The sequence below is a fragment of the Nonomuraea sp. 10N515B genome, assembly GCF_052245915.1.
GTDB lineage: Bacteria > Actinomycetota > Actinomycetes > Streptosporangiales > Streptosporangiaceae > Nonomuraea.
Window position 1 is genome coordinate 35,765 of record NZ_JBQQBQ010000047.1, and the last position, 18,121, is coordinate 53,885.

Annotated in this window: 16 protein-coding genes; 5 read left to right on the forward strand and 11 right to left on the reverse strand. The window is 72.6% G+C overall.

The window, feature by feature from the left end:
* Positions 1 to 24 precede the first annotated feature (24 nt).
* Positions 25 to 1,194 carry an esterase-like activity of phytase family protein gene (locus tag ACTWQA_RS43335; RefSeq protein ID WP_443164705.1) on the forward strand — a complete coding sequence of 390 codons (1,170 nt, stop codon included), beginning with the start codon at positions 25 to 27 and terminating at the stop codon, positions 1,192 to 1,194.
* A gap of 10 nt (positions 1,195 to 1,204) precedes the next feature.
* On the opposite strand, the gene ACTWQA_RS43340 is transcribed toward ACTWQA_RS43335, so the two are convergent.
* From ACTWQA_RS43340 to ACTWQA_RS43350, 3 genes are read right to left on the reverse strand one after another with little or no spacing between them, the layout of a single operon-like run.
* Entirely contained in the window at positions 1,205 to 4,108 is a 2,904-nt protein-coding gene (locus ACTWQA_RS43340; RefSeq protein ID WP_443164706.1) for a pyridoxamine 5'-phosphate oxidase family protein, read from the reverse strand.
* Entirely contained in the window at positions 4,105 to 4,857 is a 753-nt protein-coding gene (locus ACTWQA_RS43345) for an HAD family hydrolase (protein WP_443164707.1), read from the reverse strand. Before ACTWQA_RS43345 ends, ACTWQA_RS43340 begins: the two co-directional genes overlap by 4 nt.
* 47 nt (positions 4,858 to 4,904) lie before the next feature.
* Positions 4,905 to 5,393, reverse strand: a complete 489-nt coding sequence (locus ACTWQA_RS43350) for a VOC family protein (protein ID WP_443164708.1) — start codon at positions 5,391 to 5,393, stop codon at positions 4,905 to 4,907.
* 222 nt (positions 5,394 to 5,615) lie between these two features.
* Between ACTWQA_RS43350 and ACTWQA_RS43355 the strand changes: the two genes are divergently transcribed.
* On the forward strand, positions 5,616 to 6,671 hold the full coding sequence (locus ACTWQA_RS43355) for a TIGR04222 domain-containing membrane protein (protein WP_443164709.1): 1,056 nt from the start codon (positions 5,616 to 5,618) through the stop codon (positions 6,669 to 6,671).
* A gap of 9 nt (positions 6,672 to 6,680) precedes the next feature.
* Here the strand turns inward: ACTWQA_RS43355 and ACTWQA_RS43360 are convergent, their stop codons facing one another.
* The 3 genes from ACTWQA_RS43360 to ACTWQA_RS43370 all read right to left on the reverse strand — a co-directional run bounded on the left by ACTWQA_RS43360 (position 6,681) and on the right by ACTWQA_RS43370 (position 9,188).
* Entirely contained in the window at positions 6,681 to 7,574 is an 894-nt protein-coding gene (locus ACTWQA_RS43360; protein WP_443164710.1) for an ABC transporter permease, read from the reverse strand.
* Between the two features lie 90 nt (positions 7,575 to 7,664).
* The gene (locus ACTWQA_RS43365; RefSeq protein ID WP_443164711.1) at positions 7,665 to 8,495 is read right to left on the reverse strand and encodes a hypothetical protein; all 831 of its coding nucleotides are present in this window, start codon (positions 8,493 to 8,495) and stop codon (positions 7,665 to 7,667) included.
* Positions 8,496 to 8,609: 114 nt separating this feature from the next.
* Positions 8,610 to 9,188 carry a helix-turn-helix domain-containing protein gene (locus ACTWQA_RS43370; RefSeq protein ID WP_443164712.1) on the reverse strand — a complete coding sequence of 193 codons (579 nt, stop codon included), beginning with the start codon at positions 9,186 to 9,188 and terminating at the stop codon, positions 8,610 to 8,612.
* Between the two features lie 92 nt (positions 9,189 to 9,280).
* Here ACTWQA_RS43370 and ACTWQA_RS43375 point away from each other — a divergent pair, with 92 nt between their 5' ends.
* Complete coding sequence (locus tag ACTWQA_RS43375; RefSeq protein ID WP_443164713.1) at positions 9,281 to 10,945, forward strand: FAD-dependent oxidoreductase; 1,665 nt, start codon at positions 9,281 to 9,283, stop codon at positions 10,943 to 10,945.
* A 12-nt stretch (positions 10,946 to 10,957) separates the two neighbouring features.
* Here ACTWQA_RS43375 and manA read toward each other — a convergent pair whose 3' ends face one another.
* The 4 genes from manA to ACTWQA_RS43395 all read right to left on the reverse strand — a co-directional run bounded on the left by manA (position 10,958) and on the right by ACTWQA_RS43395 (position 15,599).
* Entirely contained in the window at positions 10,958 to 12,136 is a 1,179-nt protein-coding gene (gene manA, locus ACTWQA_RS43380) for a mannose-6-phosphate isomerase, class I (protein ID WP_443164714.1), read from the reverse strand.
* Positions 12,137 to 12,339: 203 nt separating this feature from the next.
* Positions 12,340 to 13,566, reverse strand: coding sequence for a cytochrome P450 family protein (locus ACTWQA_RS43385; RefSeq protein WP_443164715.1), 1,227 nt, complete (start codon positions 13,564 to 13,566; stop codon positions 12,340 to 12,342).
* Positions 13,567 to 13,569: 3 nt separating this feature from the next.
* Entirely contained in the window at positions 13,570 to 14,658 is a 1,089-nt protein-coding gene (locus tag ACTWQA_RS43390) for an NAD(P)/FAD-dependent oxidoreductase (RefSeq protein WP_443164716.1), read from the reverse strand.
* Positions 14,655 to 15,599 carry a cucumopine synthase-related protein gene (locus ACTWQA_RS43395; protein WP_443164717.1) on the reverse strand — a complete coding sequence of 315 codons (945 nt, stop codon included), beginning with the start codon at positions 15,597 to 15,599 and terminating at the stop codon, positions 14,655 to 14,657. Before ACTWQA_RS43395 ends, ACTWQA_RS43390 begins: the two co-directional genes overlap by 4 nt.
* 249 nt (positions 15,600 to 15,848) lie before the next feature.
* Between ACTWQA_RS43395 and ACTWQA_RS43400 the strand changes: the two genes are divergently transcribed.
* Positions 15,849 to 17,012, forward strand: coding sequence for an SRPBCC family protein (locus tag ACTWQA_RS43400; RefSeq protein WP_443164718.1), 1,164 nt, complete (start codon positions 15,849 to 15,851; stop codon positions 17,010 to 17,012).
* Between the two features lie 55 nt (positions 17,013 to 17,067).
* Positions 17,068 to 17,718, forward strand: coding sequence for a carboxymuconolactone decarboxylase family protein (locus tag ACTWQA_RS43405; RefSeq protein WP_443164719.1), 651 nt, complete (start codon positions 17,068 to 17,070; stop codon positions 17,716 to 17,718).
* Between the two features lie 15 nt (positions 17,719 to 17,733).
* Here the strand turns inward: ACTWQA_RS43405 and ACTWQA_RS43410 are convergent, their stop codons facing one another.
* Positions 17,734 to 18,096: a hypothetical protein gene (locus tag ACTWQA_RS43410; RefSeq protein ID WP_443164720.1), complete on the reverse strand. Its 363-nt coding sequence runs from the start codon at positions 18,094 to 18,096 to the stop codon at positions 17,734 to 17,736.
* Positions 18,097 to 18,121 lie beyond the last annotated feature (25 nt).

The window sequence follows — 18,121 nt, forward strand, 5'->3', positions numbered from 1 at the left end:
AAAATGGCTCTTAGGCGGAGAACAATGGTCATTGCCGTCGCATTCGCGGTGGTGGCGGCGAATACCACGCCGCCACCACCGGCGTCGGCGGCGGGACGGCGGGATCCGGTGCGGATCACCCGATTTCTGGGGGAGCAGCAGGTGCCGCACATGACACGCGTCGAGGGCACCACCGTGGGCGGGCTGTCCGGCATCGACCGGGATCCCAGCACCGGAATCTGGTACTTCATCTCCGACGACCGATGGCGCTACAACCCGGCCCGTTTCTACACCGGTCACTTGGACATCGACCGGGTGACCGGGGCGTTCAACGGGGTCCGGCTGACCGGGGTCACGACGCTCACCAGGGCCGACGGCACGCCGTACCCGGCGTACGGCAAGCCGGAGTCGGCCGACCCCGAGACGATCAGGTTCGACCGGCGCAGCGGCCGGCTGCTGTGGGGCGACGAAGGCGACCGGCCGGACGCCAGAAACCCGGCCATCCCGATCTCCATGTCCGCCGTACGGGCGATGGACCTGCAGGGACGGCACCTGGGCGAGCTGCGGCTACCGCACAACCTGCGGCTGACCGGCGCCGACAGCGGTCCGCGCCGCAACTTCGGCTTCGAGGGGCTGGCCGTCACGGCCCGTACGATCACCGCCGTCACCGAGGGTCCGCGCTATGAGGACGGGCCGCCGCCGACGGCTGATCGAGGCGCACCCGCGCGGCTCACCGTGTGGAACCGGGCAGGCAGGTTGCGCGGGCAGTACGTCTATCCGCTCGACCCGCTGCCCGTCGCCCCCGTCCCGCCCGGCGGGGAGTCCGACAGCGGGGTGTCGGAGATCCTGCCCATCGACGAATACCGCTATCTGGCGCTCGAACGTGCCTGGATCGAGGGCGTCGACTACCGGGTGCGGCTGTACGAGATCGACCTGCGTGGCGCCACCGACGTCCTGGACAGGCGCTCTCTGCAGGACGCCGCGAACGTGCTGGACACGCGCTCCCCGGAAGCCGGCAGGCCGTACCGGCCGGTGGTCAAACGCCTGGTCCACGACCTGAGCGCGGTCAGCACGCCGGTGCAGAACCTGGAGAGCATGGCCTGGGGGCCGCGCCTGGCGAGCGGCGAGTGCACCCTGGTGATCGGGTCGGACGACAACTTCAGCCAGCAGGAGGTGACGCAGTTCCTGGCGTTCGGCGCCACCGGCTGCCGCTGACGCCGGCCCGCTACAGCCCGTGGATGCGGCGGCCGGTGATCTGCTGGCAGGCGATGCGGATGTAGAGATGCCGTTCGCCGCCCGCCCACGGTGTGACGCCCGCGCGGGTCACCTCGGGCACCTCCTCCTCCGGCACGTGATGGACCGGCCCCTGCACCAGGACGCTCCAACCCTCCCGGTTGGTCTCGTCGAAGAGGTCCACCTCGAAGGCGATCTTGATGTCGACCCCTTCGAGCCCCGTACGCAGGTCCCGGTCCATGGGGCCGCCGGCGGCGGTGCGGAAGACGATGGCGCCCTCGTGCATCTTGTAGTTGACCGGCAGCACGGTCGGCCCGTGCGAGCCGTTGAACGCCACCCGCCCGATCCCGCCGGGACCGATCAGCCGCAGGCACTCCTCCTCGTCCAGCACCTCCATGGTCGGATTGGCCATGGCGGGACCGTGTCCGGGCGGTCGTTCCCTGCCCCCGCCGAGAAGCTCCTCCGCGGTCGTCCGAAGGGCGTCGGCCAGGCGGTAGAGCGCGCCGGTGTCCGGCATGTCGGGGTGCTCCTCCAGGTAGGTCAGGTAGCCCGGCGACATGTCGGCGCGTTCGGCGACCTCCTCGCGGGTCAGGCCGAGGCGCTCGCGGTGATGGATGATGCGACGCCCGAGATCTCCCGTCCCAGTCATGATCGCTTCCCCTCCTCTGTACGACCGGCACGCGACGCCGTTGACGCGCGCCTGCCGATGGTCGGCGTCGATGAACAGCTGCCGCCCGCGGAAGCGGATCGGCATGGACAACAAGCCGAGCCGCCCGGGCAGCAGCGGGTCCAGCCGCAGCCCGTCCCGCCGCAGCTCCAACCCCAGGTAGCAGCGCTGCAAGAGGTCCAGCGTGCCGCCCATGGCGCCCAGGTGGATGCCCTCCGCGGTGGTGCCGCCCTGGACGTCCTTGATGTCGCTGTGGAGCGCTTCGGTGAAGAACCGCCAGGACTGGGCACGGTTGGCGCGGGACAGCACCCAGGCGTGCACGACCGCGCTGAGGGTCGAACCGTGGCTGGTGCGCTCCAGGTAGTACGAGATCGTACGGGGGAGCAGGCCGGGCTCGACGGGGTAGCCGAGCCCGCGCAGGATGCCGGTCAGCTCATCGCCGGTCAGCAGGTAGCAGAGCATGAGGGTGTCGGCCTGTTTGGACGCCTTGTAGCGGTTGACGTCGTCGCCGTCGGCCTCCAGGGCCCGATCCAGGCGGCGCACGCCGCGGTAGCGATGCCAGTCGAGCTCCTCCAGGTCGGCGTACCCGCTGAACTGGCTGATGACGCCGTCGTGGAAGTCGACCCGCAGGCAGCTGCCGATCTCGTCCCAGCGCTCCAGCTCGGCCCGGTCCGGCACCAGGTCGGGCGCCAGGCGGGCGGTCTCGCGGGCGCGCAGCAGCAGCCAGGCCGTCATGACGTTGGTGTAGGCGTTGTTGTCCACGCCGGGTACGGCGGCGCCGGGGTAGCGGTCGTGGTACTCGTCGGGGCCCATGACGCCGCGGATCTCGTACCGGTCGCCGTGCCGCACCGCCATCGAGGCGAAGAACCTGGCGATGTCGAGCAGCAGCTCGGCGCACCACGGCGGCATGGATCCGGTGGCCAGGTAGTGCTGCCAGACGTTGTAGGCGATGGCCAGGCCGACGTGCCGCTGCAGGTGCGAGTGGTCGGGCAGCCAGCGGCCCGACTGGGGGTTGAGGTGCAGGATCTGGGTCTCCTCGCGGCCGTCGCTGCCGCTCTGCCAGGGGAACATCGCGCCGCCGTACCCGGCCTCCCGGGCGGCGTCCCGCGCCTCGGGCAGCCGCCGCCAGCGGTAACGCAGCAGGCCGAGCGAGATCTCCGGGAAGCGCAGGCTCAGCCAGGGCTGGACGAACAGCTCGTCCCAGAACACGTGGCCGCGGTAAGCCTCGCCGTGCAGGCCGCGGGCCGGCACGCCGGCGTCGAGGTCCGCGGTGTGCGGGGAGAGCGTCTGCAGCAGATGGAAGATGTGCAGGTGCACGATCCGCGACAACTCGGCGCCGCCCACGTCGAGCCGGGCGCACTGCCACAGCCGCTCCCAGGCGGCCGCGTGCCGGGCCAGCAGGTCGTCGAACGGCGGGGCGCGGCGCACGTGGCGCAACGCCGCCGAGCGGGCGTCGTGGCTGGCGTGGTCACGTGACGTGGCCAGTGCCACGGTCTTGGTGAGGACGGCCGGCCGGCCCCGGCTGACATCCAGCACGTGCTCGCAGGTGATGTTGTCGGCCTCCCGATGGAGCACGCACGGTCGCCCGGGGGCGTCGATCCGGCCGGCCAGGGCGATGGTGATGCGGGAGCAGCGGGTGATGGCGGTCAGCCAGGTGATGTCGTCCTGCGTTCCGGTGTCGTGGCAGGTCAGATGGTCACCACGCAGGTCGCGGTAGCGCGCCACGCCGTCGTTGGCCACCCGCCCGTCCAGCATGGACCGCACGCGGAGCGGCCCCGACCAGTTCTCGGCCGTGAAGGTGGTCTGCATCGCCGCCAGGTAGGGGTCGGCCATCGACACCAGCCGGCGCTGGCGCACCGCCGTGACCCGGCCCGCGTCGTCGCGCCAGCGCAGCTTCCGCGTCAGCACCCCGTGCCGCAGGTCAAGCACGTGGCGGTAGGCCAGGAGGTCGGCCCGCTCGGGCGCGAACCAGTCGCCGTCCGGCGTGGCGAACGTCAGCGGCAGCCAGTCGGGCAGGTTGACGATGTCCTCGTTCGTTACGGTACGGCCGGCCACGAAGGAGTCGATCCGGTCGTAGCAGCCGGCCGCGTACGTGCCGGGGGTGCGCACCTCGCCGTCCGGCGTGGCGCCACGCGTGGCGAACCTGCCGTTGCCCAGCGTGCACAGCGCCTCGCGCAGTCCCTCGCCCTTGGGGTCGAAGCCGTCGTAGACCAGGATCCAGGTGTTCATGGCCGCCCCACGGGCACCCGTCCCGCCACGCGCACGTCGGCCAGGTCATCGACGACGGCGTCCGCCCCGGCTGCCCGCATCGCGGCTGCCCGCGACCCGCCCCTGTCGACGGCGACGACCAGGCCGAAGCCGCCCCTGCGGCCCGCCTCCACGCCGGGCAGCGCGTCCTCCACGACCGCCACCCCGGCAGGCGGCAGCTCCAGACGGCGGGCGGCCTCCAGGAACAGCGCGGGGTCCGGCTTGCCCGGCAGGCCGAGCCTGGCGGCGTCGGCGCCGTCCACCAGCACGTCGAACAGGTGCAGCAGGCCCGCCGACGACACCACCGCGCGGCAGTGCCGGCTGGCCGAGACCACCGCCGTACGGCAGCCGCGGTGGCGCAGCTCGTGCAGCAGCGCCACGGTGGACGGGTACGCCGCCACGCCGTGCTTGTCGATCTCCGCCACGAACAACGCGTCCTTGGCCCGCCCCAGCCCGTGCACGGTCGGCGTATCCGGCTCGTCGCCCGGCCCGCCCTCGGGCAGCGAGATGCCCCGGGAGGCCAGGAACGTCCGCACCCCGTCCAGCCGCGGCCGCCCGTCCACATACGCCAGGTAGTCGGCGCGCACGTCGAACGGCGCCGAGCCGCGGCTGCGCAGGAACCCGTCGAACACGTGCTTCCACGCGGCGGCGTGCACCCGAGCCGTGTCGGTGACCACGCCGTCGGTGTCGAAGACGACCGCGCGGATGCTGGTGAGGTCGAAGGTGGCCATGCCTGGACGCTACCCGCGCAAACGCCCTCCAGCCCTGGCCTCGCCGGTCAGGGGGCCGGGTCGCGGCGGTCGTTCGTGCCGAACCCGTCCAGGGCCTCCCGTTCCTCCAGGGGGCGCAGCTCCTCGAAGACCGTGATGTGCAGGCCGGCCGGTGCGTCGAGGCGGGCGTTGAGCGACTCCCATGGGGTGACCGTCGGCGGCGCCACCTCGGCCGCGCCCGCCGACACCAGCCGCTCGGTGGTGGCGCGTGCGTCGTCCACCTCGAACGCGACCCGGATCTTCGGCGCCACCTGCCGCCCCACCTCCACGTCGTCGATCATCTTCTTCTGCGCCGGGTTGGCGATCTCCAGCGTGGCCCGCCCGGCGTCCAGGATCGCCACCTGGGCCCCGTCCCCGCTGGAGAACGCGGCCTGCTCGGGGAGCCCCAGGACGTCGCGGTAAAAGGCCAGCGCGGCCTCGTAGTCGTCCGCCTCCACCACCAGGCGGAGCTGGCGGACCGGGCGGCGGCCGCCCTCGGGCTCGGCGTGCGTGCTCATGGTTCTCCTCCGGGTGCGAGCCACGACGTTCATTCCCCTACGGCAACCCGCTCGCCGTGCGCGTTCATCCCCTCCTGCCATTTCTCCCGTCATGTCGCAGGTCGGGGCGTGGGCGGGCACCTTTTGCTCATTTTGCAAACTTTCCCGGGAACCGCGGCCCCGGCAGGAAACGTCTTTTGACCAAACGGGGTTTTCCAGCACCTTTCCTGTCAGGGGACGCCCATGAACGTGGTTTTCTCCGGGGTCGCCATCGCACTGTTCGCGTTCATCACGATGACCGCGATCAGGACCTGGATGGTGGTATTCCGCGCCCGCGCCACCGCGGCTTCGACCATGCGCCAGCCGCTCGACCTCTACGAGACGGCGTATCTGGCGGGTGGGCCGCGCCGGGTCGTCAACACGGCACTGGTCTCGCTCGTCTCGCAAGGCGGCGTACGGGTGTCGAGCGAGGGAGTCGTCACGCCGGTGCAGGGGTTCCGGCCGGACAAGCAGATGCCGGTCGAGCGGGCGGTGTACAAGCACGTCAAGTCGGCGCCGGGCGGGCGCACGACGGCGCAGGTACGGCACAGCACTCTCGAGGATCACACGATGCTGCGGCTGACCACGCCGCTGTGGCGGAACGGGCTCATCGTGCCGCCGGCCGACCGGGGGCGCTCGCGGCGGCGTGCGAGCAGGCTGGTCCTCCTCACCGCGCTGGCGGCGGCGGTGGCCGTGGCGGGGCTGTTGCTGCGGGCGCCGGTGGCCGCCATCGTGATCGCCGCCGCGGCGGCCGTCGTGGGTGTGGCCTTCTGCTTCTGGCTGCGCCGCGCCCTGGCCAACCCGCTGACGAAGGCGGGCAAGGCCGCGCTGGAGCAGGCGGACGTCCCTGAGCCGGCGCACGTGGGCCATGGGGCCGGCGGGTCGCAGCCGAGCTCCGGCGACATCCGGCTGGTGGCGCTGCACGGGCTCACCAAGCTGCCTGACCGGCAGCTGGCCGACACGCTGGGGCGCGACACCCGGGTCAGGGCCGGCCGGACCGCCGCCTGCTGCGCCCCCGGCCACTGCGGGTCGTACAGCAGCTCGCACGGCGGGTCCAGCGGCGGCGGATGCGGCGGCGGGTGGTCCGACGGCGGGTTCTTCGACTTCGGCGGCGGCTCCCACGGCTACGGCGGAGGCACCTTCGGAGGCGGCGATGGGGGCGGCTCCTACGGGGGCGGCTCCTTCGGGGGCGGCGACGGAGGCGGAGGTGGCGGCGGCGGATGCGGCGGGGGCGGCGGATGCGGGGGCGGCGGCTCGTGACAGCCGCCATCACCCCCGGCCGTACCTGTCCTCGGCGCGCCAGAAGTACCAGAAGCCGGCGATGAGCGCGACCACCGCCCAGCACAGGCACGACACCCACACCATCCGCGGGGGCGTGTGGCTCTCGATGAGCAGGTCGCGCATCCATTCGATGTAGGAGGCGGCCGGGTTGAGGTACATGGCGGTGGCCACCCATTCGGGCAATCCCGCGCTGTTGACGACCTTGTCGTGGATGGCGAAGAAGACGCCCGAGGCGTACAACCACGTACGCATGATGAACGGCAGCAACTGATTGAGGTCGCGCATCGACGCCCCCAGCCTGGCCATGATGAGCCCCGCCCCGACGTTGAACAGCGTCTGCAGCACCAGCACCACCGGGATCATGAGCCACAACCAGGAGGGCGGCTCGCCCGTGATCACCACGATGACGAGGAGCACGCCCATGGAGATGACCAGCTGCTGCAGCTCCTGGATCGTGTACGCCAGCGGCAGCGAGGCCCGCGGGAAGTGCAGGGCCCGGATCAGCGACAGGTTGCCGGAGATCGACTTGGCGCCGGCGGTGACCGTCCGCTGCGTGTACGTGAAGACGAACATGCCCGTCAGCAGGAAGGCGGGGTAGTTGGGGATGTTCTTGCTGCCGCCCAGGATGAGGCCGAACATCACGTAGTAGATGGCCGCGTTCAGCAGCGGGGTGATGATCTGCCACAGCTGCCCCAGGGCCGAGCCAGAGTATTTCGAGACATTGCGCGAAGTCGCGTACGTCTGGATGAAATGCCGCCGCGTCCACAGCTGGCGCACATAGGCGGGGAAGCGCGGGCGCGCTATGGCGGGGCGGAGCCCGTGCTTCTTCGCGAGTTCGGCCAGCGACCCGCTGTCCTGTGAAGTGTTTTCCAGTTGGCTCATGGGCACCTCGATGCTTGGTGGGTCGTCAGCAGTCCGATCATCCCCCGCCGCCGGGGGTGTTGGCCGAGATTTCCCGGGGAGCGTCGCGGCCTACCGTGCCATGGTCACGCCCGTCACCGCGAAGCGCTCCACCTCGGCGATATGACCGCCGGTCGAGGCCACGATGGTCAGCGTCCGGCCCGGCGCCGGGGTGAAGGAGACCCCGGCCGACCAGCGCGCGTTCTCGCCGCCCGCGGGCAGGCAACACTGCTCGCCCAGGACGGACCCGCCGCGTACCTGGATCCTGATGCTCTCGTCCACGCCCGTGATGCGGCCGCCCACGGTCAGCGGAGAGGTGACCGCGGCGCCGTACTTGGGCGTGGTCAGCGTGAGCGAGGTGTCGTCGGTGCCGACCACCTCCCACGGAGCGTCCGGGCCTGAGCCGTACCTGACCAGATGGACGATGGCGGCGACCAGCGGCCGCGGGCCCTCCTCGGCGCGGAAGCCGACGTGCACGCGCGCGTGCCGCCCCTCGCTCACGGTCTTCACGGCCCGGTCGATCTCCTTGAAGCCGAGGTAGTCGCGGGTGAAGGCCAGCGCGGTACGGCGCGCGTCCAGATGCCAGGCGCCGCGGCGGTTCGCCCGGTGGCCACGCTGCCACTCCTGTGCCTCGGCCAGCGTGGCGAACGGCCACAGCGGCTGGTAGTGGCCGGCCACGAGCCGGTCCTCCTCACCGGGCGGCGCCGTCGCGCTGGGAGACGATGCCGGTGACCGCGTCGCCTCGGGGGTCGGCGGCGTCTCCGGTCGCGTGGGTGTCGGGCTGGCCTGCGGCGGGGAGGCCGTCGCGGCAGGAGTCTCGCGTGGTGATCCACCGCCGCAACCCGCGAGGGCCAGGCCGAGCGCGATCAGCAACGGCAGCGCGCTCTCGATACGTGGTCTCATGCGGACCTCCTGGGGGCTGCGGATCGCGTCCTGCTGACAGTAAGACGTACCCGAGACCGGCGGCGGCCCATCGCCCAAGCCGGTGGGCGAACGCGTGGGGCGCTGCGCGGACCGTCATGTGGCGGAGGGGCGGGCCCTGACGTGCATGCGCTCTCCCTGCGGCCCGAACAACCCCAGCACCTCGGCCGGCTCGGCGTCGGGATTGGCGAAGGCATGCGGGACGCGCGTGTCGAACTCCGCCGCCTCGCCAGGCGTCAGGATCACGTCGTGCGGTCCGAGCAGCAGCCGCAGCCGCCCCGACAGGACGTACAGCCACTCGTAGCCCTCGTGGACCTTCTGTTCCAGATCGCACCCCGGCCAGTGCGGCGGATAGATCTGCTTGTACGCCTGCACCCCGCCGGGGCGGCGGCTCAGCGGGATGAACGTCGTGCCGAATCGCTTGAACGGCCGCAGGTGAACGCGGGGGTCGCCGGTCACCGGCACGTCGATCAGCTCGTCCAGCTGAACCTGATGGGCGCGGGCGAGCTGGAGCAGCAGCTCCAGGGTCGGCTTGCGCTGCCCGGACTCCAGGCGCGACAGGGTGCTGACGGAGATGCCGGTGCTTTTGGACAGCTGCGCCAGCGTCGCGCCGCGCTCTTGGCGCAGCGCCCGCAGCCGCGGTCCGACCGCCTGGAGCGTCTCTTCGAGGTCCATGCGGCTACTTTGCCAATACGGCAACGATATTTGTCAAATGGGCAGCGGGCGGCGGACAGTGGCGTAGCGGATCGATGGAGAGGAGCCGAGCTGTGAACACGAAGTACGACGTGGTGGTTGTGGGCGGCGGGGCCGCCGGGCTGAGCGGCGCGCTCACCCTGGGACGGGCCCGCCGCAAGGTGCTGGTGATCGACGCGGGGGAGCCGCGCAACGCCCCGGCGGCGGGTGTGCACACGTACCTGACACGGGAGGGCACGCCGCCGCGCGAGCTGCTGGCCGCCGGCCGCGAGGAGGTCATCGGGTACGGCGGCGAGATCGTGACCGGCACGGTCGTGGCCGCCGAGCGCGTCGAGGGCGGCTTCCGGGTGCTGCTGGACGACGGGTCGGCGGTCGCGGCGGACCGGCTGCTGCTGGCCACCGGCCTGGTCGACGAGCTGCCCGACGTGCCGGGGCTGGCCGAGCGGTGGGGACGGGACGTGCTGCACTGCCCGTACTGCCATGGCTGGGAGGTCCGCGACCAGGCCATCGGCGTGCTGGCCACCGGGCCGCTGGCCGTGCACCAGGCGCTGCTGTGGCGGCAGTGGAGCGACGAGGTGACCCTCTTCCTGCACACCGGCCCCGAACCCGACGCGGAGCAGCGCGAGCAACTGGCCGCCAGGGACGTCGCGGTGGTCGAGGGGCGGGTGGCCGGCCTGGAGGTGACCGGGGATCGGCTCGCCGGAGTGCGGCTGGCCGACGGCACCGTGGTGGAGTGCCGGGCGCTGGCCGTCGCCACCCGTCTGACCGCCCGCGAGGACCTGCTCGCCGGGCTGGGGCTGGAGACCGAGGAGCAGGAGATGGGCGGCCACGTGATCGGCACCCGCATCCCGGCCGACGCGATGGGCGCCACGAATGTCCCCGGAGTGTGGGTCGTGGGGAACGCGGCCAGCGTGACCGATCAGGTCATCGTCGCCGCCGCGGGCGCCGTGCGGGTGGCGGCGGCCATCAACGCCGACCTGATCGCCGAGGAGACCCGCCGCGCCGTCACCGACCGCCGCGCCGGCTCCGCGGGCGCCGAGTCCCACGGCGAGTCCCACGGCGAGTCCCACGGCGAGTCCCACGGCGAGTCCCACGGCGGGTCCGGATGGCATGGGACGGCGCTTCCCCCGGAGGAGTTCTGGGACGCCTTCTACGCCGAGAAGGCGCAGGTCTGGAGCGGCAACCCCAATGTCGCGCTCGTCCGCGAGGCCGCGGGCCTCGAGCCCGGCACCGCGCTCGACCTGGGCTGCGGCGAGGGCGCCGACGCGATCTGGCTCGCCCGCCGCGGCTGGCGGGTCACCGCCACCGACATCTCCCACGTGGCCCTCGAACGGGCGGCCGAGCACGCCAGGGACGCCGACGTCGCCGGCCGCATCGACTGGCAGCGCCACGACCTGGGCATGTCCTTCCCCGAGGGCTCCTACGACCTCGTCTCCGCCTGCTACCTGCACGCTCCCACGGACCTGCCGCGGGAGAAGATCCTGCGGGCCGCCGCCGCGGCCGTCGCACCCGGCGGGGTGCTGCTCGTCGTGGGGCACGCGGACTGGCCGTCCTGGGAGCACAACCCGCCCGCGGAGGTGCATTTCCCGACTCCGCAGGAGGTCCTCGACGCGCTCGAGCCCGCGGAGGGGGAGTGGGAGGTGCTCCGCAGCGAGGAGTTCGAGCGCACGCAGAACGGCCCCGACGGCCGGCCGGGCGCGCGGAAGGACAACTTGCTCAAGCTCCGCAGGCTCCCCTGATCCATATCCGCGCTATGCGGAGGCTCCCGGGAGTGCGCGGTAGGCGGTGCCCTTGCCGCCGAGCCGCGTCGAAGGCACGCTCGCCGGGATGAAGGCGGACTCTCCCGGCCGCAGCGCCAGCGCGTCGCCCAGCAGGGCCTCGCCCTCGACGCACACGACGATCTGCGGCAGGCCGCCGGTCAGCTCGTGTGTGCTCTCCCCGTCGAGGTCGTGGCGGCTGAGGGCGAACTCGGGGGCGGGCGGCCGGTAGTGGTGGGCGCCGGGCTCGCCGGGCTCCGGCCGGACCAGGAACGGCTCGCCCGGCGTGAAGTCCACGACCCGCATCAGCTCGGGCACGTCCACATGCTTGGTGGTGAGCCCGCACCGCAGCACGTTGTCGGAGTTGGCCATGATCTCCACGCCGACGCCGCCGAGATAGGCGTGCGGCACCCCGGCGCCGAGGTAGAGGGCCTCGCCGGGGCGCAGGCTCACGTGATGGAGCAGGAGCGCCGCGACCACGCCCCGGTCGCCCGGGCAGGCGCGGGCGAGGTCGGCGTAGACCGCGAGATCGGCGTCGTCCGCGTCGAGCAGGGCCGCCTCGACCTCCGCCCGCAGCGGCAGGGAGGCGTCGTCGAGCATCTCGGCGAACACCCGGCGCAACGCGTCCCCGGGCTCCGCGCTCCTCAGCATGTCGACCCAGGGCCGCAGGCCGGGCACCGCGAGCCGGTCGAGGAGATCGGCGGTGGCGGCGGGGGAGCGGAAGCCGCACAGCCCGTGGAACGGGGTGACCGCGCAGACCATCTCGGGTTTGTGCGAGGCGTCCTTGTACGTGCGGGCGAAGTCGTCGAGGGGGATGCCGCGCGCCGTCTCGTCGGCGAACCCGGCCCGTGCCTGCTCGGTGGTGGGGTGGACCTGCAGCGACAGGGGCCGCGCGACGGCCAGGATCTTGAGCAGGTAGGGCAGCGCGGGACCGAAGCGGGCGGCGGACGGCTCGCCGAGCGTGCCTGCCGGGTCGGCGGCGATGAGCTCGCCGAGCGGGACGCCGCCGACGGTCGAGGGAGCGCCCGGGTGGGCGCCCATCCAGAGTTCGGCCTGCGGCTGTCCGGTCGGCTCTGTTCCGAACAGTTCCGGCAGGGCGGTCACCGAGCCCCAGTCATAGGGGCGGATGGTGGTGGCCAGGCGCGCGGGGGTGCGCAGGTCGGGCTGTGGCACGGCGTATGACTCCAATCGTGGTGAGTGGAGCCTAGAACGGGAGGGGATGTCATGCGTAGCCGGGTCCCGCACCTCGGGTGAACAGCAGGCGTGGACTGACGACCGTACCGGATGGCGACGGGCTCGACCAGCTCGGCCGGCCCAGCGGACCAGCCGCCCGAGCTGGAAGAGCAGTTCCTGCGGCCTTGCGACGGGAGTGCGAGCTAGCGGGCCCGCGGGCCGAGAATGACGGGCATGCTGCGGGTGCTGTTGCCCAGCAGATTGTCCAGCGGGCTCAGCTCCTCGGGCCGGGCCGCGGCCCTGATGGCGGGAAACGCCGCGAACAACGCTTCCAGCGCCACCTCGGCCTCGACCCGCGCCAGAGGCGCGCCGAGGCAGAAGTGCGGCCCGTGCCCGAATGCCAGATGCGAGGCCGGCGGACGGCTGATGTCGAACCGATCCGCGTCCGGCCCGTACTGGTCGGGATCGCGCCCGGCCGAGGCGAAGCAGGCCAGCACCGGCTCCCCGGCCCGCAGGTGCACGCCGTCGATCTCGACATCGCGCATGGCGTACCGGAACGGGAAGTAGGCGATGGGCGAGTCCCAGCGCAGCGTCTCCTCCACGGCGGCGCTGAACGGGCACCGGCCCGAGCGCAGCAGATCGAGTTGCCCCCGCACGTTGAGCAGGGCGCCGATGGCGTTGGTGATGAGGTTGACAGTGGTGACGTGCCCGGCGATGAACAGCAGGTCGATGGTGGCGAGCAGCTCCGACTCCGACAACCGGCCGCCGTCCTGCTCCCGCAGGGTGATCAGATCGGTGATCAGGTCCTCGCCGGGCGTCTGCCGGCGCTCCTCGATGATCTGGTGGAGCAACGCGTGCAGAGTGCCGCGTACCTCCGGGCCGTCCTCGAGGTCGCCGCTGACCTGCGCGACCGCGTCGGTGAGCTCGTGCAGCCTGTCCTGGTGAGCGCGCGGGATGCCGATCATCTCGGAGATCACCTCGCGCGGCAGCGGGTAGGCGAAGTCCCGCCGCAGGTCCACCGGCTGGTCGGGCGGCAGCTCCGCGAGCCGGTCGATCAGCTCGGCGGTGATCGCGGCGATCTTGGGCCGCAGCTGCTCGATCCGGCGCGGGCTGAACCCGGCGGCCAGCGGCGCGCGGAGCCGCCGGTGATCCTCACCGTCGGCGTTGAGCATGGAGATGTCGGTGACGATGCGGAAGATCGCGCTCCCCGGCCGGGCGGTGCCGCGTTCCGCGGGGTCCCAATAGCGGATCTCCCTGGTCATGTCCGGATGGGTCAGCACGGCCAGCAGGGTCGCGTGCCGGGTGGCGGCCCAGGCGTCCACGCCCTCGGCCGTCACGGGCACGAGCGGCCCCGCGTCCCGCAGCCGCTCGTTGTCGGCGTGCAGCTCGCGGGTCGCCGGGTCGATGACGAATCGGATCAGCTCGGTCATGGGTCATCCCGTTCGTTGCCGGCCGACCGACAGCGCGGCGATGTCGATGCCGGGGTCCTTGCCGAGGTAGAGATCGCGGACCAGCTCGCCGGCGGCCGGCGCGTTGCACAGGCCGTGGCCCGAGAACCCGGTCGCGTACAGGAACGCCGGAGGCCCCGGCTGGTGGCCGATGAAGGCCGTCTTGTCCGGGCTGGCGTCCCGCAGGCCGGTGACGGCCGTGTGCAGGGCCACGCCGGCCAGGCTCGGGTACGTCACCGCGAGCTGAGCGGCCACCCCGCGCCGCCAGGCCGCCCGATCGGGGCCCGGATAGCCCATGCCGATGAGCAGGCGGTCGCCGCGCACCCGTACCAGCAGGCCGCTGGCGGCGTGCAGCGTGACCGGGATGTCCGGCGTGCCCGGCGGCAGCAGGTCGGTGACCAGCAGCTCTTGCTCGGTCGGCTCGACCAGCGGCAGGTCCACGCCCGCGCAGCGCACGAGCGAAGCCGACCACGCGCCGGCGGCGCACACGATCGCGTCGGCGGTGATCTCGTCGTCCGCCGTGAACACCCGGCCGCCCAGCGCGTCGAGCCCGGTGACCGGACAGCCAGTACGCAGGGTGGCGCCCGCCAGCTCGGCCGCCTCGGCGTAGGCGGTGACGATGGCGGTGGTGTCGGAGACGTAGGCCTGCGGCGAGTACGCGGCGGCCAGCAGCGGCAGGTCGCCGATGAGCGGATTGTGCTCCCTGGCCTCCTCCACGCTGATCAGGCCCACGTCCACACCGGCGTCCAGCTGGGCCGGCAGGTCGGCCTCGAAGGCCGTCACCTGCTCGGGCTCGCTGAACAACACCAGGTAGCCGACCTGTCGCAGCGGCAGCTCGGTGCCCGGCCTGGCCGGGAACGCGCGGTAGGCGTCGAGGCTGCGCACGGCCAGCGCCGAGCTGACGGCGTTGCCGGCGAAGTACGACCGGACCACGTCGGCGGTGGCGCGCGAGGCGCCGGAGCCGAGCGCGCCGCGTTCCAGCAGCATGGTCTCGACCCCGGCCTCCGCCAGGTGGAAGGCGATCGACAGCCCGATCACGCCACCGCCGATCACCGCCACATCCGTGTCGCTCATACCGTCGCCTCCACGCGGCGCAGGCGGTCGCCGGTGTGCCACGGGAACAGGTGCAGGTTCCAGCCGCCCAGGCAGTTGCAGTAGAGCGCCATGTGGGCCATGGCCGAGATGTAGTCGGCATGGCTGTTGAGGCGATCCAGCCCGTCCATGAGCCGCTTGGTGAAGCCCCACAGCGTGTCCAGGCCGCAGTAGCCGAGGAACTCCGCCGGGGTGTGGGCGAGCTGCCGGGTCATCTGGCGCAGCCACGGCAGCGGCATGCCGTCCAGGGCGGCGCGCACGAGGCCGCCGTAGCAGCTGTAGCCGAGCGGACGGGTCTCGCCGTTGACGAACAGCAGCGTGGTCAGGACCGTCTCGTAGCTGCCGGCCTGCGACGGGATCCGGCCCGCGTGCAGGTCGACCAGCTCGCGCGGCGGGTGGAGCCAGATGCGCTCGGTCTCGGCGTGCACGTCGGCGATCAGGCCGTTGAGCTCCGGGTCGCCGACGGGCAGCCGGGGCAGATCGTGGCCGCCCGGCTCGCCGGCGCGGCGCACCTCGGCGATGATCGGCTCCTTGGTGGTGTAGACGGACTGCCACACCTCGCGACCGGCCTCGACGAGAGCGTCGAGATCCTCCGGGACGACCTGGCCGATGGGCGTGGCGGTCATCGGTTCGGTGAGCCGGCCGTACTTGATGCCGAGATGCTGCAGCCGCGAGCAGAACAGTGTCCCGTCAGGGACGGTGCGCCGGTCCACGCGGTAGGCCGCGGGCGCGTGCAGCAGCGAATGGACCGGTGCGACGTGGTATAGGTGATTGCCCGCGACCAGGGCGTGGCCTTGCAGGCTGCGGTACGGCAACGCGTCCCAGAAGCACTGGGCCAGGGCCGGGTTGCGCTGGTCGAGTTCGGCCGCCACGGTGATCCCGAGGGCGGGCCAGGCTATTTCCACATGCTTCGAGTCGTTCACAATTTGTCACTCTAACGTCACGTTTTGTGTCGATTCGGGCGGGGGTGGGCGCTTTACCGGGTCATGACCGCGTCCGGGGGAGCGGTTCAGCCGCCGGTCCACCGGTGCCCGGGCCATGGTGTGACGGCCGGGCCGGACGTCGCGCCGGCGGTGGGCGGAGGGTCGTTAGGGGGCGAGGGCGGAGGGTAGCCGACCTGCTCAAAAGGCGATGACGAGGGGTGGATCCCGATGCGTGCGAGAAAGGTTTACATGACAGCCGGGGAGCGGCAGACGCACCTGGCCGGGAAAGCGGCCGCGGCCGGGATGGGCTTCTGCGCCGGAGCCGCGATCGCCTACCTGTTCGATCCGGCGCGGGGACGCTCCCGCCGGGCCAAGAGCCGCGACAAGGCGGCGCATGCGAGGCACGAGCTGCGTGACGGGCTGGGCGTCCTCCGCCGGGACCTGGCCAATCGCAGCCGCGGCTCGGCGGCCGCCGTGCGCTACCGTGTCGCCGGCCGGTCGGTCGACGACCGCGTGCTCTACGAGCGCGTACGGGCGGAGCTGGGCCGCCACGTCAGCTACCCGCACGCGGTGGAGGTCCACGTCCAGGACCGCGTCGTGAGGCTCGACGGCGACGTGCTCGCCACAGAGGACGAGCGGACCAGGCGGGCGCTCCGGCACATCCCCGGCGTCAAAGGCGTCGAGGCGCACTGGACTCCCTACGATGACGCGGCGCAGTCGCCGCGGCTCCAGGGCGCGGGCAGGCGCCGCGAACCGGTGCCCGAGCTGCTGCAGCAGCAGTGGTCGCCGACCGCCAGGTTCCTGGCCGGCGCGGCCGCCGCCGGCATGATGGCGCTGCCGGGCGGGCTGCCCCGGCCGGTCGCCTGGGCCGTCCGCGGCGCCGGCGCGCTGCTGGCCGCCCGCGCGGCGACGAACCTGCCGCTGCGGCGCCTGACCGGGCTCAAAGCCGGCCGGCACGCCGTCGACATCACAGAGGGCATCTCGATCGACGCGCCTGCCGCGACCGTGTGGTCGCTGGTGAGCGACTACTCGGCCTTCCCCCGCTTCATGCCGGACGTGCTCGAGGTACGCCGCTCCGCCGACGGCCGGACGTCCCACTGGACGATCAGCGGGCCCGCCGGGACGCCGATCCGGTTCGACGCGACCGAGATCAGGCGCGAGGAGGGCCGGGAGATCGCCTGGCAGTCGGCCGAAGGCGAACTCATCGCCCACACCGGCTCGCTGTGCCTGGACGAGCAGCCCGACGGCAGGACCCGCGTCCAGGTGCGGCTCGCCTACAACCCGGTGGCGGGCGCGGCAGGCCACGCCGCGGCGCGGCTGCTGGGCGCGAACCCGGCACGCAAGCTGCGGCAGGACCTGATGCGGCTGCGGTCGTACGCCGAGAGCCGGCGGCAACCGGCCGGCTCGCGCTAGGAGGAACGCTGTGATACGGATCTGAGCGATCGGCGCGTACTCGCAGGGAGTCTGGATGTCCCACCGCAAGACCCGGCTGCCCGGGCTGCTGCCCGAGCACCTGGACGAGGATCAGGCCGAGGTCTACCGCGCCATCGCGGCCGGGCCGCGGGCGGCGGGGCCGCAGGCGTTCGCCCTCGCCGATGAGCGGGGACGGCTGCGGGGCCCGTTCAACGCGATGTTGCTGAGCCCTCCCGTCGGCCTGGCGTTGCAGGCGGTGGGCACGGCCGTGCGGTACGGCTCGGTCCTGACCGCCCGGATCAGGGAGATGGCGATCCTCACTGTGGCCGCGCACTGGGGCAGCGACTTCGAGCGTGAGGCGCACGAGGCGGTGGGCCGTACGTGCGGCCTCACCGAGTCCGAGCTGGCCTCGCTGCGCGAGGGCCGCTCGGCCGGCCTGGACGACCCCGCGGAGCAGGCCGCCGTGCGCGCCGCGGCCACGCTGGCCGTCGCGGGCGAGCTGACCGACGAGGAGTACGCCGGCGCGGTGGCGGCGCTGGGGGAGCGGGGCCTGTTCGAGCTGACGACCCTGGTGGGCTACTACGCCACGCTGGCCATGCAGCTGAGGGTTTTCGCGGGCGAGCACAAGGAGAGCGAGCCGGGCGACCGGGCAGGTGGCGAACCAGACCTCGCCCCCCGGTCTGACGTTCGGCGGCCGGCCGGATGAGCGCGCCCCGGGCGGCTACTGTTCGATGCTGGCGTTGAAGTGCGCCAGGCCCTCGGCGAAGGATGTCAGCTCCTGCCGGCTCCAGTCCTTCAGCACCGTGGCAAGGCCGCCGAGCCGGAAGTCGCGCTCCGCCGCCACCCGCCGCAGTCCCTCCTCGGTGATGCGGAGCTTGCGCGCCATGCCGCCCTCAGGGTCGGGGATGCGTTCGGCCAGGCCGCCGCGCAGCAGCACGGCTCCTCCAGCAGCCGGCGCAGCCTCCGCCGGCCGGTGATGACCCGGTAACCGCGCCGCCGCGTATCCGGCGCCGAGCTCGTGCAGGGCGGTACGCAGCCCGCCCGACGTAGAAGTGACGAAGTTCGCTAACCAAACGATGCGCACACCGGATTGCTTGCCGGGCACCCGT

Coding starts and splice junctions, on each gene's coding strand:
- ACTWQA_RS43335 (WP_443164705.1), top strand. CDS start 25: ATGGTCATTGCCGTCGCATTCGCGGTGGTGGCGGCGAATACCACGCCG.
- ACTWQA_RS43345 (WP_443164707.1), bottom strand. CDS start 4,857: ATGGCCACCTTCGACCTCACCAGCATCCGCGCGGTCGTCTTCGACACC.
- ACTWQA_RS43385 (WP_443164715.1), bottom strand. CDS start 13,566: ATGACCGAGCTGATCCGATTCGTCATCGACCCGGCGACCCGCGAGCTG.
- ACTWQA_RS43360 (WP_443164710.1), bottom strand. CDS start 7,574: ATGAGCCAACTGGAAAACACTTCACAGGACAGCGGGTCGCTGGCCGAA.
- ACTWQA_RS43340 (WP_443164706.1), bottom strand. CDS start 4,108: ATGAACACCTGGATCCTGGTCTACGACGGCTTCGACCCCAAGGGCGAG.
- ACTWQA_RS43370 (WP_443164712.1), bottom strand. CDS start 9,188: ATGGACCTCGAAGAGACGCTCCAGGCGGTCGGACCGCGGCTGCGGGCG.
- ACTWQA_RS43350 (WP_443164708.1), bottom strand. CDS start 5,393: ATGAGCACGCACGCCGAGCCCGAGGGCGGCCGCCGCCCGGTCCGCCAG.
- ACTWQA_RS43365 (WP_443164711.1), bottom strand. CDS start 8,495: ATGAGACCACGTATCGAGAGCGCGCTGCCGTTGCTGATCGCGCTCGGC.
- ACTWQA_RS43390 (WP_443164716.1), bottom strand. CDS start 14,658: ATGAGCGACACGGATGTGGCGGTGATCGGCGGTGGCGTGATCGGGCTG.
- ACTWQA_RS43400 (WP_443164718.1), top strand. CDS start 15,849: ATGACAGCCGGGGAGCGGCAGACGCACCTGGCCGGGAAAGCGGCCGCG.
- ACTWQA_RS43355 (WP_443164709.1), top strand. CDS start 5,616: ATGAACGTGGTTTTCTCCGGGGTCGCCATCGCACTGTTCGCGTTCATC.
- ACTWQA_RS43405 (WP_443164719.1), top strand. CDS start 17,068: ATGTCCCACCGCAAGACCCGGCTGCCCGGGCTGCTGCCCGAGCACCTG.